Origin of the sequence: Rathayibacter sp. VKM Ac-2803 (assembly GCF_009807175.1) — a bacterium.
GTDB lineage: Bacteria > Actinomycetota > Actinomycetes > Actinomycetales > Microbacteriaceae > Rathayibacter.
Genome location: NZ_WUCD01000001.1, coordinates 3,474,398 through 3,499,587 on the forward strand (window position 1 = coordinate 3,474,398; position 25,190 = coordinate 3,499,587).

Below are 25,190 nucleotides of genomic sequence, written 5' to 3' on the forward strand. Positions count from 1 at the left end.
GAAACCGCGAATCGGCCGAGGTCCGTCTGCCGGAGCAGAAGACCTCGACCGATTCGAGCGGACGGACGCTTACAGCGTCGCGAAGACCTCGCGCAGCAGGTCGGCCGTCTCGGACGGCGTCTTGCCGACCTTGACGCCCGCGGCCTCGAGGGCCTCCTTCTTGGCCTGCGCCGTTCCGGCCGAGCCGGAGACGATCGCGCCGGCGTGGCCCATCGTCTTGCCCTCGGGAGCCGTGAAGCCCGCGACGTAGCCGACGACCGGCTTGGTGACGTTCGCCTTGATGAAGTCGGCGGCGCGCTCCTCGGCGTCTCCGCCGATCTCGCCGATCATCACGATCGCACGGGTCTCGGGGTCGGCCTCGAACGCGGCGAGCGCATCGATGTGCGTCGTGCCGATGATCGGGTCGCCGCCGATGCCGATGGCGGTCGAGAAGCCCAGATCGCGCAGCTCGTACATCATCTGGTAGGTCAGGGTGCCCGACTTCGACACGAGGCCGATCGGTCCCTTGCCGGTGATGGTCGCAGGGGTGATGCCGACGAGCGACTCCCCCGGCGTGATGATGCCGGGGCAGTTCGGGCCGATGATGCGGGTCTTGTTGCCCTTCTCCTGCGCGTAGGCCCAGAACTCGGCCGAGTCCTGCACCGGGATGCCCTCGGTGATCACGACGAGGAGGCCGATCTCGGCGTCGATCGCCTCGATGACGGCGTCCTTCGAGAAGGCGGGCGGGACGAACGCGATCGAGACGTCGGCGCCGGTGGCCTCGATGGCCTCCTTGACGGTGCCGAAGACGGGCAGCTCGACGTCGCCGTGGGTGACGGTCGTGCCGGCCTTGCGGGCGTTGACGCCGCCGACGACGTTCGTGCCGGCCTTGAGCATCAGCGCGGTGTGCTTGGTGCCCTCGCCGCCGGTGATGCCCTGGACGATGACCTTGGAGTCCTTGTTGAGGAAGATCGACATGCTTGTTCTCTGATTCCTTGAGTCGAAAGGGTCGTTACGCGGCGGCGAGAGCGGCGGCCTTGTCGGCGCCCTCGTCCATCGTCGCGGCCAGGGTGATGAGCGGGTTCGCGGCGGCCACGAGGATCGCGCGGCCCTCCTCGACCTTGTTGCCGTCGAGGCGCACGACGAGCGGCTTGGTCGCCGCGTCGCCGAGGATCTCGAGGGCCTGGAGGATGCCGTTGGCGACCGCGTCGCAGGCGGTGATGCCTCCGAAGACGTTGACGAAGACGCTCTTGACCTGCTCGTCGCCGAGGATCACGTCGAGGCCGTTCGCCATCACCTGCGCGGAGGCTCCGCCGCCGATGTCGAGGAAGTTGGCCGGCTTCACGCCGCCGTGGCGCTCGCCCGCGTAGGCGACGACGTCGAGCGTCGACATGACGAGCCCCGCGCCGTTGCCGATGATGCCGACCTCGCCGTCGAGCTTCACGTAGTTGAGGTCGTTCTCCTTGGCCTTCGCCTCGAGCGGATCGGCGGCGTCCTTGTCCTCGAGAGCAGCGTGCTCGGGGTGGCGGAAGCCGGCGTTCTCGTCGAGCGAGACCTTGCCGTCGAGAGCGACGATGTCGCCCTCCTCGGTGAGGACGAGCGGGTTGACCTCGACGAGCGTCGCGTCCTCGCCGGTGTAGACGTCGTAGAGCTTCACGAGCACCGGGGCGACCTTGGCGATCAGCTCCTCCGGGAACTTCGCCGCGCGGGCGATCTCCTCGGCCTTGGCGAGGTCGATGCCCTGGCCGGGGACGACCTCGACGCGCGCGAGGGCGTCGGGGCGCTCGACGGCGAGCTGCTCGATCTCCATGCCGCCCTCGTACGAGGTGAGCGAGAGGTAGGAGCGGTTGGCCCGGTCGAGCAGGACCGAGAAGTAGAACTCGCGGTCGATCCGCGCGCCTCCCGCGACCATGACGCGCTTGACGACGTGGCCCTTGATGTCGAGGCCGAGGATGGACTTCGCGGCCTCGAAGGCGTCGTCGGCGGTCTTCGCGACCTTGACGCCGCCCGCCTTGCCGCGGCCGCCGATCTTCACCTGCGCCTTGACGACGGTGACGCCGCCCAGCTTCTCGGCCGCGGCGCGCACCTCCTCGGGCGTGTCGGCGACGATGCCCGGGAGCACGGGGACGCCGTACTTCTCGAACAGATCACGGGCCTGGTATTCGAAGAGATCCACGCTGCATTCCCATTCCGCGCCGAGCGCGCTTGCGTTTCGAGTCCGGAGGTGGCCCGCAGCGCCGCACGTGACGGCACTGTTCACGAGGTGATACTGCTTCGGGCCGCGCCGAGTCTACTCCGCACACTCGGAGCGCTTCCGGCGCGGCGTAGCGTGGAACCGTGCCGTTCACCGCCTGTCCTCCCGCGCAGCGCGACGTCTTCCGCGAGGGCGTGTTCCTCGTCGCGGGGGCGCGCGCGATCCTGCTGCAGGTCGCGCATCCCTCGGTCGGAGCGGGCGTCGCCGAGCACTCCGACTTCGTGCACCGCGCCCTCGGACGCCTGCACGGCACCCTCACCTACCTCTACGCCCTGCAGTACGGATCCGAGGAGGACGTCCGGACCGTCCGGCGCCGGGTGAACCGGGCGCACGGACCCGTCCGCGGCGCCGGGTACACCGCCTTCGACCCCGAGCTGCAGCGCTGGGTCGCCGCGACGATCACGCAGTCGATGCTGCAGCTCCACGAGGGTGCGTTCGGCGCACTCGGCGCCGAGGAGGCCGACGAGATCGTGCACCGCTCGCGCGTGGTCGGCACGGCTCTGCAGATGCCCGAGGAGCTCTGGCCCGCCTCCCGCGCCGACTTCGACGCCTACTGGGAGGCGGAGCTCGCGCGCCTCGAGGTCACTCCCGCGGCTCGCCGTGTCGCGCACGATCTGCTCGGCGGCGGCATCGCGGCCTGGTGGCTGCGCCCGCTCGGCCCCTACCTCCGGCTGATGACCGCGGGGCTTCTGCCGCCGCACGTCCGCGCCGGCTTCGGCTTCCGCTGGAGCCCGCGGCAGCAGGCGCGGTTCGACCGCGCGCTCGCGCGCACCTTCGCCGTCTACCGGCTGCTGCCGACTGCCGTCCGCACGGCGCCGAGCCGCTTCTACCTGGCCCGGGTCCGGGCCGAGAGCCTCGCGCACCGGGAGTCGGTCAGAAGCCGGGCGTGATGCTCCAGCCCGCGTAGGCCGCCAGCTCGAGTCCGAGCGCCTGTGCCGCCGCGCGCGCCTCCTTCTGCCCGCGCTCGTCGCGCACGTCGACCGTGACCGGCACGCTGTCGCCGAACCCGGCCACCGAGACCCGCGCGCTCGTCGGTCCGCTGTAGAGGGGAACGTGCGCGTCGGCGGTGCGGCCGCCCACGACCCGCGAGCCGGTCGCCTCGGCGATCACCGCGAGTGCGAACGGAGCCGTCACGATCGCGTCCGTGTAGAGCGCCGCCTCGCCCCAGCGCAGTCCGTCGTCGCCCATCCTCCGACTGTACGACGAGATTCCGGCTGTGCGACGAGACTCCCGCAGAGCCGCAGGGAGGAGGAGGATGGGAGGTGCAGGGCACTCGATGAGGAGGCGCACCATGGACGCGATCGTGGTCGGAGTCAGCGGTTCGGATCGGAGTGTCGACGCGCTGCGCTGGGCGCTCGACGTGGCGCGCGGGCATCGACTGCCCGCCGATCTGGTGACGGTGATCGAGCCGGTGCGCGCCCGCCTGTCCCGGGCCGATGCCGAGCACCGGAGACTCGCGGGCGAGGTCCTCGAGGAGGCCCGCGCCCTCGCCGCCGCCGAGTTCCCCGAGGTGCGCGTGCGCCCGCGACTGCTCGAGGGCGAGCCCGTGCACGTCCTCGCCGACGCCGCTCCCGCCGGTGCGCTGCTGGCGCTCGGCGCCCAGCCGCTGCCCCGGCGCGGCGGCGCGGTGACCGCCCCGATCGCCGTCCGCGTGGCCGCGGCGTCGCGCTCGGCCGTCGCACTCATCCCGCAGCCGACGGCGGGAGCGCGGGTCGGAATCGCGGTCGGGGTCGACGGCTCGGAGGTCTCGCTCGAGGCGATCCGGCTCGCGGCGATCGAGGCCGACCGCCTCGGTGAGCCGCTCGTCGCGCTGCACGCCTGGCAGCTGCCCGGCGCGTGGGCCGACTCCGTCCCCGTCGAGCGGATCGTCATCGATGCGATCGAGGAGGACGAGAACCTGGTGCTCGCCGAGTCGCTGGTCGGCCTCCGCGACACGCGCCCCGATCTCGAGGTGCGGCCGATGCTGGTGCGCGGCAACCCGGTCGAGCGGCTGACCGCCCTCGCGGCGTCGAGCCGGCTGCTGGTCCTGGGCAGCCACGGGCGCGGCGCGTTCCTCCGGCTGCTGCTCGGCTCGGTGAGCCACAGCCTCGCACTGACGGTCCCCGGGCCCCTCGTGATCCTCCGGCACCGCTCGCTCGCACGCTGAGGATCCGGTGCGGAGCGCTTGAACCCGGCGGCGGGCGGATCTAGCGTGAGAATCCCGGCCGTCGGCCGCGGCGGTCGATGACGACTGGAGCCCCGATGATCAGCACCGAGAACCGAGCCGCCGACGCAGGCCACGACGCCCCCGGCCCGGCCGGATCCGGCACCGCGTCGGTCGCCGCCATCCTCGCGGAGGCGGCGCGGCGCACCCCGACCACGGTCGCGCTGCGCGTCGGTCCCCTCGCGATCGACTACGCGACGCTGTGGAACGAGACCCGTGCGTACGCGGGCGCGCTGAGGGAGCAGGGCGTCGGCCCCGGAGACCGTGTCGCGCTGCTCATCCCGAACGTCCCCGACTTCCCCCGGTGCTACTTCGCCGTTCTCGCGCTCGGCGCCGTCGTCGTCCCGGTGCACGCACTGCTCAAGCGCGACGAGATCGCCTACGTCCTGCGCGACTCCGGAGCGACGACGCTCGTCTGCGCGGCACCCCTGCTGGCCGAGGGCGCGGCGGGAGCGGCACTGGCCGGAGTCTCCGTCCTGACCGTCCTGGTCCCGGACTCGGCCGAGACCCCGTTCGCCCGCCTCGAGGACCTCGCCGCCGAGGCCGTCGCCCTCGACACCTACGTGCCGCGCTCGCCCTACGACACCGCCACGATCCTCTACACGAGCGGCACCACCGGGCGCCCCAAGGGAGCGGAGGGCACGCACTTCGCGATCATCTCGCAGTCCGACGTCCTGCTCATGAACACGTTCGACCTCCACCGGGGCGACGTGGTGCTCGGCGCGCTGCCGCTCTTCCACACCTTCGGGCAGGTCTGCGCGATGAACACCTCGTTCCGCACGGCGGCCACGATGGTCCTGGTGCCGAAGTTCGACGGGGACGCGGCACTCGAGGCGATGATCGCCCACGGCTGCACCGTGTTCGAGGGCGTGCCCACGATGTACGTGGCCCTGCTCGACGCCGCGACCAGGCGGGAGGACCGGCCGCCGCTGCGCTACGGGGTCTCCGGAGGCGCCGCGCTCCCCCTCGCGGTCATCGACCGGTTCCGCGAGGTCTTCGGCGTCGAGATCTACGAGGGCTACGGACTCACCGAGACCTCCCCGGTCGCCACGTTCAACCACCTCGGCGTCCCGCCCCGCCCCGGCACCGTCGGCACCCCGATCTGGGGCGTCGACGTCGAGGTCGCGCGAACGGAGGTGACCGACCGGGTCGAGCTGCTCCCCCGCGGCGAGCTCGGTGAGATCGTGATCCGCGGCCACAACCTGATGAAGGGCTACCTCGGCAACCCGGCGGCGACGGCGGAGGCGGTCGTCGACGGCTGGTTCCGCACCGGCGACCTCGGCACGAAGGACGAGGAGGACTACATCCGCATCCTCGACCGCACGAAGGACATGATCATCCGCAACGGCTACAACGTGTACCCGCGCGAGGTCGAGGAGGTGCTGATCGGGCACCCGGCCGTCGCGAACGCCGCGGTCTTCGGGACCCCGCACGACACGCACGGCCAGGAGATCGTGGCGGCCGTGGTGCTGCTCTCCACCGCCTCCGCGAGCGCCGAGGAGCTCATCGCGTACGCGAACGAGCACCTCGCCGCCTTCAAGTACCCCCGCCGGATCGAGTTCGTCGACGCGCTCCCGCTCGGCCCCAGCGGGAAGGTCCTGAAGCGCGAGCTCGTCGCGCGCTACTCCTGACCCGCCGCGCGCGAGGCCATGCGGTACGCGTCTAACGGCGAACCTGGTGCCGGCTGAGGGCGGCCGCTTGGGACGGAATGTCTCGAGCCCCGAAAGGGTGCCAGGGGATCGGACGCGCGTGAGCCATGCTGAGCACGCTCTCAGCCCGCTCGAGGAAGAACCCGCCTGTGATCCGCCAGCCCCCTCCCCCTCTGCCGTCCTCCCGCCGGACCCAGGATCGTCGCACCCCGCTGCGGCTCGGCTCCCACCGGCTGACGCGCCTGCGGCTCACGCCCCTTCAGTGGATCGGCGGCGGAGCGACCGCGTTCCTCGCGCTCGTCGGCCTGCTCTCGGGTGGGATCTGGTCGGCCGTCGTCATGACCGCGCTGATCGTCCTGATCACCGCCGTCTACGGAGTCCTGCTCCGTCGACCGACGTGGCTCGGACTGCCGAGGAGGCGGGGAGCATCGGGCATCGCCGTCGCCGCAGCCCTCGCCGCTCTCGTCGTCGGATCGGCCGCCTACGGTGCCACCGCCCCGACGCCCGTCGCGCAGACGGAGGTCGTCGCCGCGAGCACACAGGCCGCGGAGGCGCCTGCCGCCCTCGCCGCCCAGCCGACAGCAGCGCGCACCGCGACGCCCACGCCGACTCCCACGCCCACCGTGGTCGTCACCACGGAGACGGTCACCGAGACGGCCGTCATCCCCCGCGCGACCCGGACGGAGGACGATCCGAACGCCGATCAGGGCACCAGCACCTTCGCCGCCGGCGTCGACGGGGTGCTCACCCGCACCTTCGAGGTCGTCAAGCACGACGGCACCGAGGTCTCCCGCTCGCAGACGTCGGAGGCGGTCACCACCGCAGCGATCGACGACGTCACGCGCGTGGGAACCAGGGTCCCGGCACCCGCACCCGCGCCTGAGCCTCCGACCGATGCGGGCTGCGATCCGAACTACTCCGGCGCCTGCGTCCCCATCGCGTCCGACGTCGACTGCGAAGGCGGCTCCGGCAACGGCCCGGCGTACGTCCGCGGCCCGGTCACCGTCATCGGCTCCGACATCTACGACCTGAACCGCGACGACGACAACATCGCCTGCGACTCCTGACGCGCACCCGCCTTCAGGCGAGCAGCGACCAGACGGCGGAGGCGAGCACCGCGCCGACGAGACCGCCCGCGATGACCTGCGCAGGGGTGTGCGCACCGAGCCGGACGCGGGACCAGCCGGTCCAGAGGGCGATCGGCACGGTGACGAGCAGCGACCACGGACCGTAGGCGATCAGCACCACGACCGCGCAGGTCGCGACGACGGCGGCGTGGCCCGAGAGCTTCCAGGCGAGGTGACGACTCCGATGACGACGAGCACCGCCACGGTCACGACACCGAACGTCGTGACCGCGGCGGGCGCGCCGAGCACGGCGAGCAGGACCAGGCCGACGACGATCGAGACCAGCGCGAGCCCGATCGGCAGCGCCCGCTCGCGGCGATCGGGGACGTGATGGTCGCCGCGGATCCGGCCCGCGCGCATCAGCAGGCGGATCACCAGGTAGGGCAGCACGCCCACGAACAGCGCGGCGAGCGCCCCCCACGCGATCCCGAGCAGCGGCGGATCGGCCACCCGGGCGCCGACGATCATCGGCACGAGCACGGCGAGCACCGGCGGCGCGAACGCCTCGGTCGCGAGTCGCGCCGCGAACGGCCCGCGAGCCTCGCCGCTCGCGACGCCCGGCACGCCCCGGTCCGTCGGGCGGGAGTTCGACGAGCGGGGTCTCGACAAGCTCAGAGCTTCTCGATCGGCGCGACCTTGATCAGCAGCTTCTTCGCCCCGACCTGGTCGAAGAGCACGTGCGCGACCCGCTTGCTGCCCTCGCCGGTCACCGCGTTCACGCGGCCCTCGCCGAAGTCGGTGTGGCGGATGCGGTCGCCCGCGATCAGCTCGAGATCGCCGTTGTCGCGGACCATCCCCGTGATCCGGTTCGGGAACTCGCCCTTCGCCTTGGGCGCGGCGGCGAGCGCCTCGCGGAACTCGGCATTGGAGCGCGACTTGCCGAAGCCCGGCCGCTGCGCGTTGAGCGCTCGCGGCTGGGTGCCGCCCCGGGAGGTCGCCGCCCCGGGCGACTGGCGCCACTGGATCAGCTCGGCGGGGATCTCCTGGAGGAAGCGGCTCGGCATCGCGACCGACGTCTCGCCGTACTGGGCTCGGGTCATCGCGAGGGACAGGTAGAGCCGCTTGCGCGCGCGGGTGATGCCCACGTAGAACAGCCGCCGCTCCTCGGCCGGGCCGCCCGGCTCGTTCGCCGAGATGCGGTGCGGCAGCAGGTCCTCCTCGATGCCGGTGAGGAACACGGCGTCGTACTCGAGGCCCTTGGCGGTGTGCAGGGTCATGAGCGAGACCGTGCCGGAGTCGTCGTCGAGATCGTCGGCCGCCGCGACGAGCGAGACCTCGGTGAGGAAGTCGACCAGCCCGCCGTCGGGGTTGTTGCGCGCGAACTCCTTGGTGACGGCGATGAGCTCGTCGACGTTCTCGGCGCGGGCCTCGTCCTGCGGGTCGCGGCTGGCGCGCAGCATGTCGATGTAGCCGCTGCGGCTGAGCAGCGACGAGAGCACCTCGTGCACCTTCGCCTCGCCCTCTGGCCGCGCCGGGTCGAGCATCAGCGCGCACTCGTCGAGCAGCGTCGCCAGGTCGACGATCGCCTTCGTCACCTTCGGGCCCATGCCGAGGGAGCCGGCGTTGCGCATCGCCTCGCGCAGCGTGACTCCGTTGGTGTCGGCGAACGACTGCAGCTGCGCCTCGGTCGCCGGACCGATGCCGCGCTTGGGGGTGTTCATGATGCGGCGGAGCGCCAGCACATCGGCGGGATTGGCGACCGTGATCAGGTAGGCGAGCGCGTCCTTGATCTCGGCGCGCTCGTAGAACTTGGTGCCGCCGAGGATCCGGTAGGGCAGGGCCGAGCGGATGAAGATCTCCTCGAGCGCCCGGGTCTGCGCGTTGGTGCGGTAGAAGACCGCGATCTCGTCGTAGCCCGTGCCGGCCGCGTGCAGCCGGGCGATCTCGTCGACGACGAACTGGGCCTCGTCGTGGCCGGAGTAGCCCGTGTAGCCGATGATCTTCTCGCCGTCGCCGCTCGAGGACCAGAGGTTCTTGGCCCGACGATCGAAGTTGTTCGAGATGACCGCGTTGGCCGCCGAGAGGATGTTCTGGGTCGAGCGGTAGTTCTGCTCGAGGAGGATCACGCGGCAGCCGGGGAAGTCGCGCTCGAACTCGACGATGTTGCGGATGTCGGCGCCGCGGAACGCGTAGATCGACTGGTCGGAGTCGCCCACCACGGTGAGCGAGGCGCCGGGGATCGAGCCGTCGGCCGTGACCGGACCCCGGTAGGGGCGGTCGAACTGCGCGGCGTCCATCGTCGCCCGCGGGACGGGCCGCGTGAGCTCGTGGATCAGCGAGTACTGCGCGTGGTTCGTGTCCTGGTACTCGTCGACCAGGACGTGGCGGAAGCGCCGCTGGTACTTGGCCGCGACGTGCGGGAACGCGCGGAACAGGTAGACCGTCTGCGCGATCAGATCGTCGAAGTCGAACGCGTTCGCGCTCTCGAGCGCCCGAGAGTAAGCACGGAAGACCTGGAGGAACATCTCCTCGTTGGGGTCGCTCATGTTGGCGGTGCGCGCGTACGAGTCGACGTCGGCCAGCTCGTTCTTGAGCTTCGAGATCTTGGCGGAGGCGCTCGCGACCGTGATCCCGAGCGAGTCGGCCTCGAGGTCCTTCACGATCCGCTTGAGCAGCGCGCGCTGATCGCCGGAGTCGTAGATGGTGAACGAGGAGGTCATGCCGAAGTTCTCGGCCTCGCGGCGGAGGATGCGCACGCACGCGGAGTGGAAGGTCGAGATCCACATGCCCTCGGCGCTCGCGCCGACGAGCTTCTCGACGCGCTCGCGCATCTCGGCGGCCGCCTTGTTGGTGAAGGTGATGGCGAGGATCTGGCTCGGCCACGCCTCGGCGTTGCCGAGGAGGCTCGCGATGCGGCGCGTGAGCACGCTGGTCTTGCCCGACCCGGCGCCGGCGACGATGAGCAGCGCGTCGCCGCGGTACTCGACCGCCTCGCGCTGCTGGGGGTTCAGCCCGGCGACGAGCTTCTCGTGAGCGGGGTCGGTGCGCGGAGCGTCGCCCTCGCGACGGGCCGGGGTGCCGACGACGACGGGAGTGGCGCGGGGATCGCTCGGATCGAAGAGGAGGCTCATGTCCCTCCGAGTGTAGATCGCACCTCCGACACCGGAGGCGGCGTCAGGCCGACCGCGGGCGCGCCATCGGCGCGGTCACCGAGCCGCCCACGTCGAGCCCTCGCCAGGCCACCGAGAAGCCGAGGACGGCGACGGTCGAGGTCGACACCGCGAGCAGCTGGAGCAGTGCGAACGCGGTCAGATCCTTGGTGTCGTCGGGGTAGTACTGGATCCCCTGCACGGCGAGCGCGCCGAGCACGAGCACGACGACGACGGAGCAGACGACGAGCAGGCGGTCCACTCCCCGCCTGGTCGAGCGCTTCGGCGCCCGGCCCACCTGCGCGCGCCCCGAGAGCCAGGCGCAGGCGAGGGAGGCGGAGGCGAGCGCCACGAGGTCGGCGCCCAGCACATCGCTCGCGCGGTGCCAGGACGCGGCCATCGTCAGGTTGCCGACGAGCACCACGACTGCTCCCCCGAGCACGAGGACCACGGCCCTGGCGCGGGCGGGCAGCACCATGGCCAGCGCGAACACGACCGAGACGGCCGCGGCGGTGTGCCCGCTCGGGAAACTGCCGCCGGTGTACCAGGCGTCGGTCTCGACCAGGATCGGCCGCTCGAGCACGACGTTCTTGAGCAGCTGTGTCAGGCCCGCGGTGAGCACGATCGAGCCGACGGAGGCGAGGGCGAGCGCCGGGCGCCTCCGGATCAGCGCGATCGCGGCGACCAGCACGGCCCCGCCGATCATCGAGACCGGGGTGACGTCGGCCAGCGCGCCCGCGGCGGTGCCCGTCGCGCGGCCGAAGACGAGGTCGGCGCCGCGCAGGCCCGAGTTCTCGGCCGCCTGACCCTGCGGGGTGAGCACCGCGAGCCAGTAGACGGCGGCCACGCCAATAGCGGCGAGGACGGCGAAGGTGATCCACCGGCGGGTGATGCGCGCTCGGGTCTTCACGGGCGGGCTCCTCTCGCTCGGTCGGGTGCTGTCGGTACGACGACTCCGCAGTCGGGCCGATGATGCCAGCGGAGCCTCCCGGTTGCCTCCGCACGCGCCGGGCAGCAGCCGATCAGAGCCAGGTGTCGAGCTCGGCCGCGCGGATCTCGAGCGCGAGATCCGGCTGGTCGGCGAAGACGCCGTCGATGCCCGTCCGGAGGATCGCGCGGAACTCCTCCTGCCAGGCACCGAGGGCCGCCGGGTCCTTGCCCCGGCGGTTCACCCGCTCGAGGAAGCGGTTCTCGGCGCGCAGCGTCCAGCAGTAGACCTCGAGTCCGACGGCGTGGGCGTCCGCGACCAGCGAGTTCGTCCCGGTCGCGCGACCGGCGCCGTCGCGGGAGAACAGCATGCTCTTGTCGACGCTGACGCCGTCCACGGTCCCGGCCAGGCCGCGCAGCCCCGACGGAGTCACGAAGTCGGCGTAGGGCGTCGCCCGGGAGCCGTGCGCCGCGACCAGATCGGGCGGCGTCCCCCGCGACTCGATCAGGAAGACCCGCCGCGCGCCGACCTCCCGCACCGCCAGGCGCTCGAGCACGGTCTTCTCGAAGCTCTCGATCGTGAGCCGAGGGTCGCGCCCACCCCAGCCGGCCGCCGCGAGCTCCTCCTGCACCAGCACGTCGAGCGGGAGGCCGATCGAGTCGAAGTAGTCGGCGTGCTTGATCTCGGCGACAAGACCCGGAGGGGCGTCGTCCGCGTCCTCGGCGGCCCGGTCGAGCAGCGCCAGCAGGTCGCTGAAGCGCAGCATCGGGAACTGCCCGTCGAAGGTGGCGCTCGCCGGTCGCACCGCTGCGAGCCGCTCCCGGGCACGCAGCTGCGACAGCTCGGCCCAGGTGAAGTCCTCGGTGAACCAGCCGGTGACGTCGCTGCCCTCGATGCGCTTCGTCGTGCGCCGGTCCGCGAACTCCGGTCGACGCTCGATGTCGGTGGTCCCCGAGATCTCGTTCTCGTGCCGGAGCACCAGCACGCCGTCCCGAGTCGCGACCAGGTCGGGCTCGACGGCGTCGGCGCCCAGGGCGAGAGCGAGGTCGTAGGCGGAGCGGGTGTGCTCGGGCCGGTAGCCGCTCGCTCCGCGGTGGCCGATGACGAGCGGAGTGGGGCGCGCGGGCATGCGGCGATCCTACGGGCGCGGGGCGGCCCGCGAGTCCTCTCCGTCCTCGGGGCGGAAGCGAGGTTCGCTCTTGGGGAATAGCCAGACTCTGAGAGAGGTTCTCAGATACTGTTGACCCACCGTCGGAGGTCCCGAGAGGGCACCGGCGGATCCCGTACACACAGCGACTCAGAACCGCGAGTTCCGTCGGGCCAGCACCACCACACCAGGCCGTCACCACAAGCGCACCTGAGAGAAGAGGAACCATGGCAAGCAGCAACCCGGCGTTCGGACGCCCGGAGTTCAGCAACCGCGGCTACGCCGGCCGCGTGCAGGACGTCCCGGACGTCTCGCCCGACGCTCTCGACCAGATGTACAACCGTCCGGCCGCCAGCTCGGTCGAGACCGACCGGATGACCGTCGAGGACACCCTCGCGAAGACGGCACTCGCCTTCGTCGTGCTCCTCGCGGGTGCCGCGGTGGGCTGGTTCGTCCCGGCTCTCATGCTCCCGGCCGTCCTGGTCGCGCTCGTGCTCGGCATCGTCAACGCCTTCAAGAAGGTCCCGTCGCCCGCCCTGATCCTCGGCTACGCCGCGACCCAGGGCATCGCGGTCGGAGCGATCTCGGGCATCTTCGAGAACGTCTACGAGGGCGCGGTCGTCCAGGCCCTCCTCGCGACAGTCATCGTGATCGGCGTCACCCTGGCGCTGTTCATGAACGGCAAGATCCGCACCTCGCCGAAGCTGAACAAGATCTTCTTCATCGGCATGATCAGCTACGCGGTCTTCTCGCTCGTGAACCTGGGCCTCGGCCTCTTCGGCGTCGGCGGAGGCTTCGGTCTGCGCACCGGCTTCATCGGCATCGTGATCGGCCTCATCGCCATCGCGCTCGCCACCTACTCGCTCGTGATGGACTTCGAGTTCATCCAGCAGGGCGTGCGCAACCGCGCCCCGCGCATCTACGGCTGGACCGGCGCCTACGGCATCCTGGTCACCGTCGTGTGGATGTACCTCGAGATCCTGCGACTCGTCGCGATCTTCCGCGAGTAGCACTCTCCGCCGCGAACGACGACGGGCGCTCGACCTCAGGGTCGCGCGCCCGTCGTCGTTCGCGCCGCCGGGGCCGGGTGTCAGGAGCGCCTGTCACGATGGAGGCGTGATCGCCTCCGCCTCCTCCCGCATCGTCGGCCTCGACGTCGCACGCGGGCTGGCCGTCCTGGGGATGTTCGCCGCGCACCTCGCGCCGTCCGAGCGCGAGATGGTCTGGGACGGGCGCAGCTCCGTGCTGTTCGCCGTCCTCGCCGGGGTCTCGATCGGCCTGATGACCGGTGGCGCCGGGCGCTCGACGCACCGCCTCCGCGACACCGGATCGATCCTGCTGCGCGGGCTCTACCTCCTCGTGATCGGGGTGCTGCTCACCTTCCTCGGCACGCCGATCGCGGTGATCCTCCCGCACTACGGGGTGATGTTCGCCGTCGCGGCTCTGCTGCTGTTCCTCCCCAGGGCCGCTCTCGCCGCCCTGGTAGTCCTCTTCGCCGTGATCGGTCCGGTCGTCGTCGACGAGCTCACGGTGTCGATCGGCGCCTGGGGCGCCACGCTCTCGCCCGAGCAGTCGCTGCTGGTGAGCATGCCCGCGACCTGGCTGACCCAGTACTACCCGGTGCCCTCCTGGCTCGCCTACATCGTGCTGGGGCTGCTCGTCGCCCGGTGCGACGTGCGATCGCCCACGACGCAGCGCTGGCTGGTCGTCGGCGGATTCGCGGCCGCCGTGATCGGCTACGGAGGCGGCCTCGTGCTCGGCGGCCCCGAGAGCGTCGAGGCGCACTCGAGCAGCACCGCCGAGATCCTCGGAGCGGGCGGAGTCGCCGCGATCGCGATCGGCGCCCTGACGGCGCTCACGGATCGCGTCCGCCTGCTCCGCACGGTGACCGCTCCGATCGCCGCCGTCGGCGCCATGCCGCTCACCATCTACTCGGTGCAGCTCGTCGCCCTGGCGGTCTACCTGGTGCCCTACGAGCCGTTCGACTTCGACGCCTGGCGCAGCTGGGGCCTGCTCGTCGCGTTCGTCCTCTGCTCGATCGGGTTCGCCCTGCTCTGGCGCCGGTTCGTCGGGCAGGGACCCCTCGAGTGGCTGCTCTCGCGCGCGTCCCTCCGCCCCCGGCGCCCCGTCGTCGCAGCATCGCTGGGCTAAAGTGGCCCGATGATCACGCGACGCGAGGCCGCACAGCGCCTCGACATCCCCGTCGAGATGGCGACGCGGCACGGACTGCCCACTCGCCTCTCCGACGAGGAGTTCGCCGCGCTCGAGCAGGAGCCGCCGCCCTGGCTGGTGCAGTCCCGCCAGAACCGCACCGGTGCGCGCCCGGTCTGGGTGACGCTCGACTGCGCGATCTGCGGCCGCTCGGAGGCCGCGCGCCCCAAGAAGTGGTGGCCCGACTTCACCTTCCTCGTCTGCGAGGACCACGCTCCCAGCGAGTGGCCGCACCACCCCGAGGGTCACCGCCGCGACGAGTACGACGGCATCGGCACCCGCTTCGTCGGCGTCCTCGACTCCCCCGCGTAGCCGCTCGCCCCGGCTCGGCCCCGGTGCCGTCTGCAGGCGACCGTGCGGTCTGCAGGCGTTCGTGCGGTCTGCAGGAGGAGCCGCTCCTTCAGGCGAGAACACACGGCGGAGAGCGCCTTCCCGCCGTGACCTCCTGCAGATCGCACCCGGGCCGCGCCACAACTCAGAACGGGCCCCCGAGGAGGCCCGTTCTTCACTGCAGCGTCGCCGCTGCTACTCCCACTCGATGGTGCCGGGTGGCTTCGACGTGACGTCGAGCACGACCCGGTTCACCCCGCTCACCTCGTTCGTGATGCGATTCGAGATCCTGGCGAGCAGGTCGTAGGGCAGGCGGGTCCAGTCGGCCGTCATCGCGTCCTCGGACGAGACGGGGCGCAGCACGATCGGGTGGCCGTAGGTGCGGCCGTCGCCCTGGACGCCGACGGAGCGCACGTCGGCCAGGAGCACGACGGGGCACTGCCAGATCTCGGTGTCGAGACCTGCCGCCGTCAGCTCGGCGCGGACGATCGCGTCGGCCTCCTGGAGCAGGTCGAGCCGCTCCTGGGTCACCTCGCCGACGATGCGGATGCCGAGGCCCGGGCCGGGGAACGGCTGGCGGCCGACGATCGTCTCGGGCAGCCCGAGCTCGCGGCCGATCGCGCGCACCTCGTCCTTGAAGAGGGTGCGCAGCGGCTCGACGAGCGCGAACTGGAGGTCTTCGGGGAGGCCGCCGACGTTGTGGTGCGACTTGATGTTCGCAGTGCCGGTGCCGCCGCCCGACTCGACGACGTCGGGGTAGAGGGTGCCCTGCACGAGGAAGTCGATCGAGGCACCCTCGCCCTGGGCCTCGAGCACGAGCGCCTCGGCGGCGCCCTCGAAGCTGCGGATGAACTCGCGGCCGATGATCTTGCGCTTCTGCTCCGGGTCGCTGACGCCGGCGAGCGCATCGAGGAACTGCTCGCGCGCGTCGACCGTGACCAGGCGGACGCCGGTCGCCGCGACGTAGTCCTCCTCGACCTGCCGGCGCTCGCCCTTGCGGAGCAGGCCGTGGTCGACGAACACGCAGGTCAGCTGGTCGCCGACGGCGCGGTGCACGATGGCGGCGGCGACGGCCGAGTCGACGCCTCCGGAGAGGCCGCAGATGACGCGACCGGAGCCGACCTGCTCTCGGATCAGCGCGACCTGGTCCTCGATCACGTTCGACGAGTTCCAGTCGGCCGGGATGCCCGCGGCGCGGTGCAGGAAGTTCTCGATGACGGCCTGTCCGTAGGCCGAGTGCTTCACCTCGGGGTGCCACTGCACTCCGTAGAGGCGGCGCTCATCGCTGCCGAACGCCGCGACGGGGGTCGACGTGGTCGAGGCGAGGACGTCGAAGCCCTCGGGAGCCTTCGCGACCGAGTCGCCGTGGCTCATCCAGACGGTCTGGTCGGCCGGCTGGTCGCCGAGCAGCACGCCGCCGTCGATCGACACCGCGGCGTCCGTGGCGCCGTACTCGCGGAGACCCGTGTTCGCGACCTCTCCGCCGAGCGTCTTCGCCATGACCTGGAAGCCGTAGCAGATGCCCAGGACGGGGATGCCGAGATCGAAGATGGCGGGGTCGAGCTGCGGCGCCCCCTCCTCGTACACGCTGGACGGGCCTCCGGAGAGGATGATGCCGACCGGAGACTTGGCCGCGATCTCGGCGGCGGTCGTGTTCGAGGGCACGATCTCGGAGTAGACGTTCGCCTCGCGGACGCGACGCGCGATCAGCTGTGCGTACTGGGCGCCGAAGTCGACGACGAGGACGGGCTGGGCGGCGAGGTGCGGCTGCGCCGCCTCGGGGCCGGGCTGCTGGTCACTGATGGGGGGCCTCCACGGAGTCGGTCGGGGTCTGAGGGGACTGGGGAGTCCGGGGGTCGGCACCGCGGCGGGCGAGGTACTGCTCGACCTCGCGGGCGATGCGGCCCTCGACGAAGAAGGAGAGCGTCGGGATCACTCCGCCGAGCGCGATCAGGATGAAGCGGCTGAACGGCCAGCGCATCAGGCTCCACAGCCGGAAGTCGGAGAAGAGGTACACGACGTAGAACCAGCCGTGCGCGATGAGGATGCCGGTCGAGACGTTCGCGCCGGTCCCGCTCGAGCGGAACTCGCCTCCGGGCACCTCGTACATCGGGGCGAAGTGCAGCACGCCCTGCTGGCCGAAGGCGAACAGCTCGAGGTGGAACACGTACTTCAGCAGCATCTCGGCACACAGCAGCAGCAGCATCACGCCGGTGATGATCGAGGTCACCCGGTAGAAGCGCAGCGCGCTCCGGATCGCAGGGAACTGCGCGGGCTTGGGCTCGAGGGGCATGGGGTCCAGTTTACGACGCGGCGGAGGGGGCGGCGGCCCGGGCGAGCTCCTCGGCGTCGAGGGCCTCCTCGATCTCGCGCTCCCACGCGTCGCGCACCAGCCGGTACCAGAGGTAGAGGGCGAAGCCGGCGAAGACCACCCACTCGATCGCGTAGAAGACGTTGAGCCAGTTGAGCGAGACGTCGCTCTGCCGCGCCGGAGAGTCGATGGCGCCGAGGCCCGCGACGGGCTCGTCGACGACGACGTAGCCCTGGTAGACGTCCTGCGGAGGATCGGGCCAGCGGTTGATCAGCGCCGGGATCGACAGCGCCGTCAGGGTCATCGGATCGACGCCCTCTGCGGGCGCCTCGGCGGCCTCGTTCGCGACGAGCCGGCCCTCGACGGTCGTCGGCGGCGCCTCGCTCCCCGCGTTCAGCCGCTCGGCGACCTCGCGCGCGGTCCCCTCGTCCCGCGTCCAGCCGTAGGCGACGACGAGATCGGCGGAGTCGGTGCGCGTGCGCGCGATCACCCACCAGCCCTCGTCTCCGCCGTTCAGGCGTCCGCCGAGCACCTCGGCTCCGCCGGGCACGAGGACCGACGACGCCTCCACGCGCTGGCCGTCGGCGGTGGCCGTGATCGGCTTCGAGGGTGCGGCGACCTCGTCGAGCGGCAGCACCGTCTCGGAGATCCCGCTGTCGGGAGCGGCCGCGTCGACAGCGCGCCCGATCTGCCACTGGCCGAGCGCGGCGAAGAGGCCGGCGATGACGAGGGCGAGGAGCAGCGCGCCGATCCAGCGGGGACGCCGCGCGACCTGCCAGACCGTGCTCTGCGTCATGCGTCCCTCGTTCGTGCCGGATCCGCCGGCGAGCGCGGACCCGACGAGCCTAGCCCGTGAGAATGAGAGCTCCCGGGGATCAGTAGTCGGGCTCGACGGGGCGGCGCGGACGCCCGGAGTCGGCTCCGTCGGACTGCTGCATGGCCTGGTCGATGAGGGCCTGGCGCATCGGATCGGGGAACTCGTCGTCGAGCTCGTCCCGCTCGATCGGCCGCGCGGGCACGGGGGCGATCGCGACGCCGGAGGTGTCGGTGTCCTCCTGCAGGGCGGGCGCGGCCATGGCCGCCTCGACGAGAGCGAAGTCCTCGTCCGCCATGGCGGGCCGTCCCGCGGGGGCCGGCCGCCGGCGGCGCCGCGACAGGAACAGGCCGATGCTCTCCGAGCGCGAGGCGAGGATCGGCCCGATGATCGCCATGACCAGGACGTACAGGCCGGCGAACGGCTGGATCCGCTCGTCGAGTCCGGCCGAGAGCGACAGCGTGGCGAGGATCAGCGCGAACTCGCCCCGGTTGTGCAGGATGAACGCCGCGTTCAGGCCCGCCCTGGGGCCGAGCTTGTTGAGCCAGGCGACGAACTGGCCGGCGCCGAGGTTCAGCACGATCGTCATCGCGGAGGCGGCGATCACCGGCACGACGACGGCCGGGAAGGCGCTCGGGTCGAGATTCAGCCCGAAGTTCACGAAGAAGAACGCGCCGAAGACGTCGCGGAGCGGGATGGCGATGTGCTCGACGCGCGAGCGGAACCGCGTGGCGCCGATCACGAGTCCGATCAGGAACGCGCCGATCGCATCGGTGACGCCGAGGACCTCGCCGATGCCGCCGAAGAGGAGGGCGAGGCCGAAGAAGAGGATCGTGAAGAGCTCGTCGTCACGGGTCCGGAACAGCCGGGAGACGACCCGCCCGCCCCAGCGCGCGACCGAGAACATCACGACCAGGAACGCGAACGCGATCAGCAGCTTCAGGATCACCGGCCACGGCTCGGTCTCGCCCGAGAGGACGACCGAGACGATCGCCAGGTAGACGGCGATGAAGATGTCCTCGACGACGGTCACGCCCAGGATCATCGGAGTCTCGGGGTTCGCGAGCCGCTTGAGCTCGATCAGCAGCTTGGTGACGATCGCGCTCGAGCTGGTCGCGGTGATGCCGGCCACGACGAGCGCCTCCTGGCTGCCCCAGCCGAGCAGGAACCCGAAGCCGAGCCCCGCCGCCATGTTGACGCCGATGTAGGTGCCGCCCGACAGGATCAGCCGGCCGGCGTTGCCGAAGAACTCGTCCTGGTCGAATTCGAGACCGAGGTTGAAGAGCAGCAGGATCAGACCGAAGACGGCCGTCAGCTCGATGTAGGTGGAGTCGAAGTCGAGCGGGAACCAGTCGAAGTTCGGGCTCGCGAGCAGGCCGACGACCATGTAGATCGGGATCGCCGGAAGTCCGATCGTCCGCCCCAGGCGGCCGAGGACGTACGCGACGACGAACAGGATGCCCAGGACGATGAGGTCTTCGCCGTGGTGCATCCTCAGACTCCGGGCGGCGTCTCGGGGGCCTTGGCGAACACGCCGGAGCGGAAGAAGGCGAACGCCTTCGCGACCTTCTCCGGGCTGCCCGCGACGACGAGGGTGTCGCCGGGGAACACGCGGAAGTCGGGCGCGGGCGCCGGGTTGGCCGCGTCGCCGCGGACGACGGCGACGACCGTCAGCCCGACGATGCCGCGATCGGCGGGCTTGCCGAGCTGCTGCCCCGCGATGTGGTCGTCGTAGTCGACGGTGAACCAGTCGATCGAGAGGCCGGGGATCTGGTCGAGCGCGGTGAGCGACTCGGTGATCTGCGTGCCGCCGAGCAGCTCTGCAAGCGTGTGCGCCTCATCGTCGTTGAGACGGAGCGAGACCTTGGCGCCGTCCTGGTCGCCCTCGGCGAAGGTGATGAGGTCGCTGTGCCCCGAGCGGTGCGCGATGACGCCGACCTTGCCGCCGTCGGCCGTCAGGAACGTGTGCAGAACACCGACTCCGGGCAGCTTGACCCTGCGGACCTCGACCATGCGTGCTCCATCCGCGCCGGACGGCGCCTGTATCTCCGGGGACCCGTCCAGCTTAGGCGCGCCGCGCCGCCCGGGTCTCTCGTTCGCCAGCGGCTGACGAAGCGCCGCCGCCGCGCACCCTCCGCACGACGGCAGGACGCGAGAGGACGCGAATCGGGACTTCTCCGAGCGGAGCGCCCGGTATCTGTCCACTCCTGCGGGTCGCACCCCGCGAGTGGACCTGATCCGGGCGTTCACCGGCGTCCGGACCCCTGCCGGAGTCCGGTCGGGTCCCGCCGGCATCGTCAGCTGGGCTGGTAGGGCGCGACGACGACCTCGACGCGCTGGAACTCCTTGAGGTCGGAGTAGCCGGTGGTCGCCATCGAGCGGCGGAGCGCGCCGATCAGGTTGGCGGTGCCGTTCGAGTCCGTCGCGGGTCCGTAGAGGACCTGCTCGAGGGTGCCGACCGTGCCGACCTGCACGCGGCGGCCGCGGGGCAGCTGCTGGTGGTGCGCCTCCTGGCCCCAGTGCCAGCCGCCGCCGGGAGCGTCGGTGGCGCGGGCGAGCGCGGTGCCGAGCATGACCGCGTCGGCGCCGACCGCGACGGCCTTCACGATGTCGCCCGAGGTGCCGAGGCCGCCATCGGCGATGACGTGCACGTAGCGTCCGCCCGACTCGTCGAGGTAGTCGCGGCGAGCGCCGGCGACATCGGCGACAGCGGTGGCCATCGGCGCCTGGATCCCGAGGGTGGCCCGCGTGGTCGAGGCGGCGCCGCCTCCGAAGCCGACGAGCACTCCCGCGGCGCCCGTGCGCATGAGGTGCAGTGCTGCGGTGTACGTCGCGGCCCCGCCGACGATGACGGGCACGTCGAGCTCGTAGATGAACTTCTTGAGGTTGAGCGGCTCGGTGTCGCGCGACACGTGCTCCGCCGAGACGGTGGTGCCGCGGATGACGAACACGTCGACTCCCGCATCGACGACCGTCTGGTACAGCTCGGCCGTGCGCTGCGGCGACAGCGCCCCGGCGACCGTGACGCCCGCGGCCCGGATCTCGTTGAGCCGCGCCGTCACCAGCTCCGGCTTGATCGCCTCGGCGTAGATCTCCTGCATCCGCTGCGTCGCCCGCTCGGCCGGCAGCTCGCGGATCTCGGCCAGCAGCGGCTCCGGATCCTCGTACCGCGTCCACAGCCCCTCGAGGTCGAGCACGCCCAGCGCCCCGAGCCTCCCCAGCGTGATCGCCGTCTTCGGCGACACCACCGAGTCCATCGGCGCCGCCAGGATCGGCGTCGTGAATTGATAGGCATCAATGGCCCACTTGACCGACACCACTTCCGGGTCGCGCGTGCGGCGGCTCGGAACGACGGCGATGTCGTCGAAGGCATAGGCCCGGCGGGCGCGCTTGGCGCGCCCGATCTCGATCTCAGTCACCGGAGGAGTTTACCGGTGCTCATGCGCCGTGCGCCTCGCGACGCTCGTTGCACGGCCGCAGTCGGCCCCCACGAACGGTCGCGTCCCACAGAGCGTCCTCCGTCCGCGCCACGCCGATCCGCTGAGACGCGGATCGCCGGTCACCGCTCCCACCTCACGAAGTGGCACCGTCGAAGCCACCCGCGCCTGAGTCCGCGAGCACGCAATGGCGCAGTCGCGGTGGGCGAAGCCCACTCGCGCTGCGTCGCTCGGTCACCAGAAGACTGCTGTGCTGCCTAGAGAGGTGGCGGATCGCGACGGCGGCCCCTCCGGTGTGGTGGGCGTATGGGCCGAAGGCCCATCGGGCAGAGGGGCCGCCGTCGCGATCCGACGCCGGCCCCTCCCCAGAAGCAGAACTCAGCGCCGGTAGTTCGGCGCCTCCACCACCATCTGCACATCATGCGGATGCGACTCCTTGAGCCCCGCCGCCGTGATCCGCACGAACCTCCCGCGCTCCTTCAGCTCCGCGATCGTCCGCGCCCCCACGTAGAACATCGACTGCCGCAGCCCGCCCGCGAGCTGATAGGCCACATTGGCCAGCGGCCCGCGGTAAGGCACCTGCCCCTCGATCCCCTCGGCGATCAGCTTGTCGTCGCTCGGCACGTCCGACTGGAAGTAGCGGTCCTTGGAGTACGACGTGCGCTCCCCGCGCGTCTGCAGCGCGCCGAGCGATCCCATGCCGCGGTAGTTCTTGTACTGCTTGCCGTTCTGGAAGACGAGGTCGCCGGGGCTCTCCTCGCAGCCCGCGAGGAGCGAGCCGAGCATGACGGTGTCGGCGCCGGCGACGAGGGCCTTCGCGATGTCTCCGGAGTACTGGAGGCCGCCGTCGGCGATGACCGGGACGCCGGACTCGCGGGCGGCGAGGGAGGCCTCGTAGACGGCGGTGACCTGGGGCACGCCGACGCCGGCGACGACGCGGGTGGTGCAGATCGAGCCGGGGCCGACTCCGACCTTGATGGCGTCGGCGCCCGCGTCGACGAGCGCCTGGGCGCCGGAGCGGGTGGCGACGTTCCCGCCGATGACGTCGACTCCGGCGAAGGCCGGGTCTGACTTGAGGCGCCGGATGATGTCGAGGACGCCCGCGGAGTCGCCGTTGGCGGTGTCGACGACGATGACGTCGACTCCGGCCTCGAGGAGCGCCGTGGCGCGCTGCCAGGCGTCGCCGAAGAAGCCGATGGCCGCGCCGACGCGGAGTCGACCCGAGGCGTCCTTGGTGGCGTTGGGGTACTGCTCCGACTTGTCGAAGTCCTTGACCGTGATGAGCCCGGCGAGCTTGCCCTGCTCGTCGACGAGCGGGAGCTTCTCGATCTTGTGCTGCGCGAACAGCGCGATGACCTCGCTGTCGGGGATCCCGACGCGGCCGGTGATGAGCCCGGAGCTGGTCATCACGTCGCGGACGAGGGTCGACGCCTTCTCGAACGGCGAGACGAAGCGCATGTCGCGGTTGGTGATGATGCCGACGAGGACGCCGGTCGAGTCGACGACGGGGAGTCCGCTGATGCGGTACTGCCCGCAGAGGTCGTCGACCTGGGCGACGGTCGCGTCGGGAGTCGTGGTGACGGGGTTCGAGACCATCCCGGACTCGCTGCGCTTGACGCGGTCGACCTGGTCGGCCTGGTCGGCGATCGAGAGGTTGCGGTGCAGGATGCCGATGCCGCCCTGGCGGGCCATCGCGATCGCCATCCGCGCCTCGGTCACCGTGTCCATCGCCGCCGAGAGCAGCGGAGTCGCGACGGTGATGCGCTTGGTCAGCCGGGAGGTCGTGTCGGCCTCGCTCGGGATGACGTCGGTGTGCCCGGGGAGGAGCATGACGTCGTCGTAGGTGAGTCCGAGGAATCCGAAGGGATCCGGCTGGTCCATCAAGGCCCCTTAACAGGTCGACTTTGGGCGCACGGGAGAGGAGGGAGGAGCGTCCGGCCCGAGTGCCCCGGATGCTCAATCTTAAGCGTCGGGAGGGGTCGTCTATTCCGCACGGACGGAGGGTCCGGAGCGCAAGCACTGCGGTTCCGGCGCGCGGGAGCGCTCTCCTCCCCGCATAATGTCGTCACGCACACGTGCCGACGGGGAAACACCGCCGACACATGCGGAACGTATGGTCAACCAACGTTGTTTGACGACGGCGATCCGGCCTGCCCACCAGGGCGCGCCTGGAGACCCCATCCGTCTGTGCACCCTGACGAGAGGTAGACGTCTTGCTCACAGCCAGCCGTTCGACGCGCCACAAGCGCTCGACGACCCCGCATCCGACGGACCGGGAGGTGCCCCGTGGATAGGAGGCCTCCGAGACTCTCCGCGCTCCGCGACCGGCTCCTCGCGCTCGGCCTGCTCGCCGCGACCCTCACCGGGATCGCCGCGGCCGCGCCCGCCGCACTCGCCGAGACGAGCGCCGACCAGTCGATCATCGCGTGGGTCCGCGTCCAGGGCACGAACGAGAACCTCGCGGGAGTGACCGTCGAGATCGAGGGCGACGCCACCGCGAGCGTGACCACCGGCGACGACGGGCGGGCGACCTTCCCGCTCGACGCGGCGGGCACCTACACCGTGACCGTCGACGAGGAGACGCTCCCCGCCGACAAGGGCTACCCGGCCGCCGGTCAGAACCCGAAGGAGGTGAAGATCGTCGCCTCGCAGAACCAGATCGTGAACTTCATCGTCTCGACCGCGAACCCCAAGGGCGCGGGAGCCACGGCCCCGGACCCGTCCGACACCCCGTCGGCCTCCGCCACCGAGGGCACCACCGGCAACGGCGCGACGAACCCCGACGGCACCTCGAACGCGATCACTCCGCCCGTCTCGGCCGACACCTTCTGGATCATCTTCTGGCCCAAGGTCATCACCGGTCTGATCTTCGGCCTCCTGATCGCCCTCGCGGCGATCGGCGCCTCGCTGATCTACGGCGTGACCGGGCTGAACAACTTCGCGCACGGCGAGCTCGTCACCTTCGGCGCCCTGATGGCCTACCTCTTCTCCGGGGTGTTCGGGCTGCCCGCGCTGCTCGCGATCCCGATAGCGGTGATCCTCGGAGGCGCCTTCGGCTTCGCGCAGGACGGCCTGCTCTGGAAGCCGCTGCGCAAGAAGGGCATCCAACTCATCCCGCTGATGATCGTCACCATCGGTCTCTCGCTGGCGCTGCGCTACACCTTCGTGTTCTTCTTCGGCGCCGACCGCCTCTCGCTCCCCAACAGCACCGCTCCGTTCTTCACGGTGCCGGCGCTCGGGATCAGCCTGAAGTTCACCGACCTCGTCGGAGCCGTCATCGGCGTCATCTGCATCGTCGGCGTCGCCTTCGTGCTGACGAGTACGAAGATCGGCAAGGCGATGCGCGCGGTGTCCGACAACCGGGCCCTCGCCTCGGCCTCGGGCATCAACGTCGAGCGGGTCATCCGGGTCGTCTGGGTGATGTCGGGCGCTCTGGCCGCACTGGCGGGCGTCTACATCGGCTACTACCAGTCGCTGCGCTGGGACACCGGAGCGTCGATCCTGCTGCTGATCTTCGCGGCGATCACGCTCGGCGGCCTGGGCTCCGCCTACGGAGCACTGGTCGGCTCGCTCATCATCGGGCTGATGATGAACATCTCGACCATCTGGATCCCGGAGAACCTCAAGTACGTGGCTCCGCTCGTCCTGATGATCATCATCCTGCTGGTCAGGCCGCAGGGAATCCTCGGTCGCAAGGAACGGATCGGCTGA

General features: G+C 71.1%; 23 protein-coding genes. 8 read left to right on the forward strand and 15 right to left on the reverse strand.

Annotation, left to right across the window (positions count from 1 at the left end; translation table 11 throughout):
• Window positions 1-69 precede the first annotated feature (69 nt).
• Window positions 70-957, reverse strand: a complete 888-nt coding sequence (sucD, locus tag GRS96_RS16255) for a succinate--CoA ligase subunit alpha (protein ID WP_159852291.1) — start codon at window positions 955-957, stop codon at window positions 70-72.
• A 34-nt stretch (window positions 958-991) separates the two neighbouring features.
• Entirely contained in the window at window positions 992-2,155 is a 1,164-nt protein-coding gene (gene sucC / locus GRS96_RS16260) for an ADP-forming succinate--CoA ligase subunit beta (RefSeq protein ID WP_159852293.1), read from the reverse strand.
• Window positions 2,156-2,316: 161 nt separating this feature from the next.
• Here sucC and GRS96_RS16265 point away from each other — a divergent pair, with 161 nt between their 5' ends.
• Window positions 2,317-3,123 carry an oxygenase MpaB family protein gene (locus GRS96_RS16265; RefSeq protein ID WP_159988979.1) on the forward strand — a complete coding sequence of 269 codons (807 nt, stop codon included), beginning with the start codon at window positions 2,317-2,319 and terminating at the stop codon, window positions 3,121-3,123.
• On the opposite strand, the gene GRS96_RS16270 is transcribed toward GRS96_RS16265, so the two are convergent.
• Window positions 3,107-3,421, reverse strand: a complete 315-nt coding sequence (locus GRS96_RS16270; RefSeq protein WP_159852297.1) for a hypothetical protein — start codon at window positions 3,419-3,421, stop codon at window positions 3,107-3,109. The genes GRS96_RS16265 and GRS96_RS16270 overlap by 17 nt on opposite strands.
• Window positions 3,422-3,524: 103 nt before the next feature.
• On the opposite strand from GRS96_RS16270, the gene GRS96_RS16275 reads away from it, so the two are divergent.
• From GRS96_RS16275 to GRS96_RS16285, 3 genes are all read left to right on the forward strand, one after another.
• Window positions 3,525-4,379 carry a universal stress protein gene (locus tag GRS96_RS16275; RefSeq protein WP_159988980.1) on the forward strand — a complete coding sequence of 285 codons (855 nt, stop codon included), beginning with the start codon at window positions 3,525-3,527 and terminating at the stop codon, window positions 4,377-4,379.
• Window positions 4,380-4,474: 95 nt separating this feature from the next.
• Entirely contained in the window at window positions 4,475-6,067 is a 1,593-nt protein-coding gene (locus tag GRS96_RS16280) for a long-chain-fatty-acid--CoA ligase (protein WP_159852301.1), read from the forward strand.
• A gap of 167 nt (window positions 6,068-6,234) precedes the next feature.
• Window positions 6,235-7,152, forward strand: coding sequence for a G5 domain-containing protein (locus GRS96_RS16285; protein WP_159988981.1), 918 nt, complete (start codon window positions 6,235-6,237; stop codon window positions 7,150-7,152).
• Window positions 7,153-7,165: 13 nt separating this feature from the next.
• On the opposite strand, the gene GRS96_RS20680 is transcribed toward GRS96_RS16285, so the two are convergent.
• From GRS96_RS20680 to GRS96_RS16305, 5 genes are all read right to left on the reverse strand, one after another.
• Entirely contained in the window at window positions 7,166-7,333 is a 168-nt protein-coding gene (locus GRS96_RS20680; protein WP_236553644.1) for a phosphatase PAP2 family protein, read from the reverse strand.
• Window positions 7,324-7,821 (reverse strand): hypothetical protein, encoded by a 498-nt coding sequence (locus GRS96_RS20685; RefSeq protein ID WP_236553645.1) that lies wholly within the window; start codon window positions 7,819-7,821, stop codon window positions 7,324-7,326. Before GRS96_RS20685 ends, GRS96_RS20680 begins: the two co-directional genes overlap by 10 nt.
• Before the next feature lie 2 nt (window positions 7,822-7,823).
• Window positions 7,824-10,283, reverse strand: a complete 2,460-nt coding sequence (locus GRS96_RS16295; RefSeq protein WP_159988983.1) for an ATP-dependent helicase — start codon at window positions 10,281-10,283, stop codon at window positions 7,824-7,826.
• Window positions 10,284-10,326: 43 nt separating this feature from the next.
• Window positions 10,327-11,211: a phosphatase PAP2 family protein gene (locus tag GRS96_RS16300; RefSeq protein ID WP_159852309.1), complete on the reverse strand. Its 885-nt coding sequence runs from the start codon at window positions 11,209-11,211 to the stop codon at window positions 10,327-10,329.
• 112 nt (window positions 11,212-11,323) lie between these two features.
• Window positions 11,324-12,358, reverse strand: a complete 1,035-nt coding sequence (locus tag GRS96_RS16305; protein ID WP_159988984.1) for a glycerophosphodiester phosphodiesterase family protein — start codon at window positions 12,356-12,358, stop codon at window positions 11,324-11,326.
• 245 nt (window positions 12,359-12,603) lie between these two features.
• Between GRS96_RS16305 and GRS96_RS16310 the strand changes: the two genes are divergently transcribed.
• The 3 genes from GRS96_RS16310 to GRS96_RS16320 all read left to right on the forward strand — a co-directional run bounded on the left by GRS96_RS16310 (window position 12,604) and on the right by GRS96_RS16320 (window position 14,899).
• Window positions 12,604-13,386, forward strand: coding sequence for a Bax inhibitor-1/YccA family protein (locus GRS96_RS16310; RefSeq protein ID WP_159988985.1), 783 nt, complete (start codon window positions 12,604-12,606; stop codon window positions 13,384-13,386).
• 106 nt (window positions 13,387-13,492) lie between these two features.
• Entirely contained in the window at window positions 13,493-14,527 is a 1,035-nt protein-coding gene (locus GRS96_RS16315) for a DUF418 domain-containing protein (RefSeq protein ID WP_159988986.1), read from the forward strand.
• A gap of 9 nt (window positions 14,528-14,536) precedes the next feature.
• The gene (locus GRS96_RS16320; protein ID WP_159852317.1) at window positions 14,537-14,899 is read left to right on the forward strand and encodes a hypothetical protein; all 363 of its coding nucleotides are present in this window, start codon (window positions 14,537-14,539) and stop codon (window positions 14,897-14,899) included.
• 213 nt (window positions 14,900-15,112) lie between these two features.
• Here the strand turns inward: GRS96_RS16320 and guaA are convergent, their stop codons facing one another.
• The 7 genes from guaA to guaB form a co-directional block, all read right to left on the reverse strand.
• Window positions 15,113-16,720, reverse strand: coding sequence for a glutamine-hydrolyzing GMP synthase (gene guaA / locus GRS96_RS16325; protein ID WP_159989359.1), 1,608 nt, complete (start codon window positions 16,718-16,720; stop codon window positions 15,113-15,115).
• Window positions 16,713-17,210: a DUF3817 domain-containing protein gene (locus GRS96_RS16330; RefSeq protein ID WP_159988987.1), complete on the reverse strand. Its 498-nt coding sequence runs from the start codon at window positions 17,208-17,210 to the stop codon at window positions 16,713-16,715. Before GRS96_RS16330 ends, guaA begins: the two co-directional genes overlap by 8 nt.
• A 10-nt stretch (window positions 17,211-17,220) precedes the next feature.
• The gene (locus tag GRS96_RS16335; RefSeq protein WP_159852321.1) at window positions 17,221-18,024 is read right to left on the reverse strand and encodes an SURF1 family protein; all 804 of its coding nucleotides are present in this window, start codon (window positions 18,022-18,024) and stop codon (window positions 17,221-17,223) included.
• A 79-nt stretch (window positions 18,025-18,103) separates the two neighbouring features.
• Window positions 18,104-19,534: a cation:proton antiporter gene (locus GRS96_RS16340; RefSeq protein WP_159988988.1), complete on the reverse strand. Its 1,431-nt coding sequence runs from the start codon at window positions 19,532-19,534 to the stop codon at window positions 18,104-18,106.
• 2 nt (window positions 19,535-19,536) lie between these two features.
• Window positions 19,537-20,055 carry a cation:proton antiporter regulatory subunit gene (locus GRS96_RS16345; protein ID WP_159852325.1) on the reverse strand — a complete coding sequence of 173 codons (519 nt, stop codon included), beginning with the start codon at window positions 20,053-20,055 and terminating at the stop codon, window positions 19,537-19,539.
• 284 nt (window positions 20,056-20,339) lie between these two features.
• Window positions 20,340-21,461 carry a GuaB3 family IMP dehydrogenase-related protein gene (locus GRS96_RS16350; RefSeq protein ID WP_159852327.1) on the reverse strand — a complete coding sequence of 374 codons (1,122 nt, stop codon included), beginning with the start codon at window positions 21,459-21,461 and terminating at the stop codon, window positions 20,340-20,342.
• A gap of 396 nt (window positions 21,462-21,857) precedes the next feature.
• A complete protein-coding gene (guaB, locus tag GRS96_RS16355; RefSeq protein ID WP_159852329.1) occupies window positions 21,858-23,360 on the reverse strand; it encodes an IMP dehydrogenase in 1,503 nt (500 codons plus the stop codon).
• Between the two features lie 405 nt (window positions 23,361-23,765).
• On the opposite strand from guaB, the gene GRS96_RS16360 reads away from it, so the two are divergent.
• Window positions 23,766-25,190 (forward strand): ABC transporter permease subunit, encoded by a 1,425-nt coding sequence (locus tag GRS96_RS16360; protein ID WP_236553646.1) that lies wholly within the window; start codon window positions 23,766-23,768, stop codon window positions 25,188-25,190.

What these genes read in the sequence shown, in the direction of transcription:
- sucD (WP_159852291.1), bottom strand. Translation starts at nt 957, where the DNA reads ATGTCGATCTTCCTCAACAAGGACTCCAAGGTCATCGTCCAGGGCATC.
- GRS96_RS16270 (WP_159852297.1), bottom strand. Translation starts at nt 3,421, where the DNA reads ATGGGCGACGACGGACTGCGCTGGGGCGAGGCGGCGCTCTACACGGAC.
- GRS96_RS16275 (WP_159988980.1), top strand. Translation starts at nt 3,525, where the DNA reads ATGGACGCGATCGTGGTCGGAGTCAGCGGTTCGGATCGGAGTGTCGAC.
- GRS96_RS16280 (WP_159852301.1), top strand. Translation starts at nt 4,475, where the DNA reads ATGATCAGCACCGAGAACCGAGCCGCCGACGCAGGCCACGACGCCCCC.
- GRS96_RS16295 (WP_159988983.1), bottom strand. Translation starts at nt 10,283, where the DNA reads ATGAGCCTCCTCTTCGATCCGAGCGATCCCCGCGCCACTCCCGTCGTC.
- GRS96_RS16305 (WP_159988984.1), bottom strand. Translation starts at nt 12,358, where the DNA reads ATGCCCGCGCGCCCCACTCCGCTCGTCATCGGCCACCGCGGAGCGAGC.
- GRS96_RS16310 (WP_159988985.1), top strand. Translation starts at nt 12,604, where the DNA reads ATGGCAAGCAGCAACCCGGCGTTCGGACGCCCGGAGTTCAGCAACCGC.
- GRS96_RS16320 (WP_159852317.1), top strand. Translation starts at nt 14,537, where the DNA reads ATGATCACGCGACGCGAGGCCGCACAGCGCCTCGACATCCCCGTCGAG.
- GRS96_RS16330 (WP_159988987.1), bottom strand. Translation starts at nt 17,210, where the DNA reads ATGCCCCTCGAGCCCAAGCCCGCGCAGTTCCCTGCGATCCGGAGCGCG.
- GRS96_RS16335 (WP_159852321.1), bottom strand. Translation starts at nt 18,024, where the DNA reads ATGACGCAGAGCACGGTCTGGCAGGTCGCGCGGCGTCCCCGCTGGATC.
- GRS96_RS16340 (WP_159988988.1), bottom strand. Translation starts at nt 19,534, where the DNA reads ATGCACCACGGCGAAGACCTCATCGTCCTGGGCATCCTGTTCGTCGTC.
- GRS96_RS16345 (WP_159852325.1), bottom strand. Translation starts at nt 20,055, where the DNA reads ATGGTCGAGGTCCGCAGGGTCAAGCTGCCCGGAGTCGGTGTTCTGCAC.
- guaB (WP_159852329.1), bottom strand. Translation starts at nt 23,360, where the DNA reads ATGGACCAGCCGGATCCCTTCGGATTCCTCGGACTCACCTACGACGAC.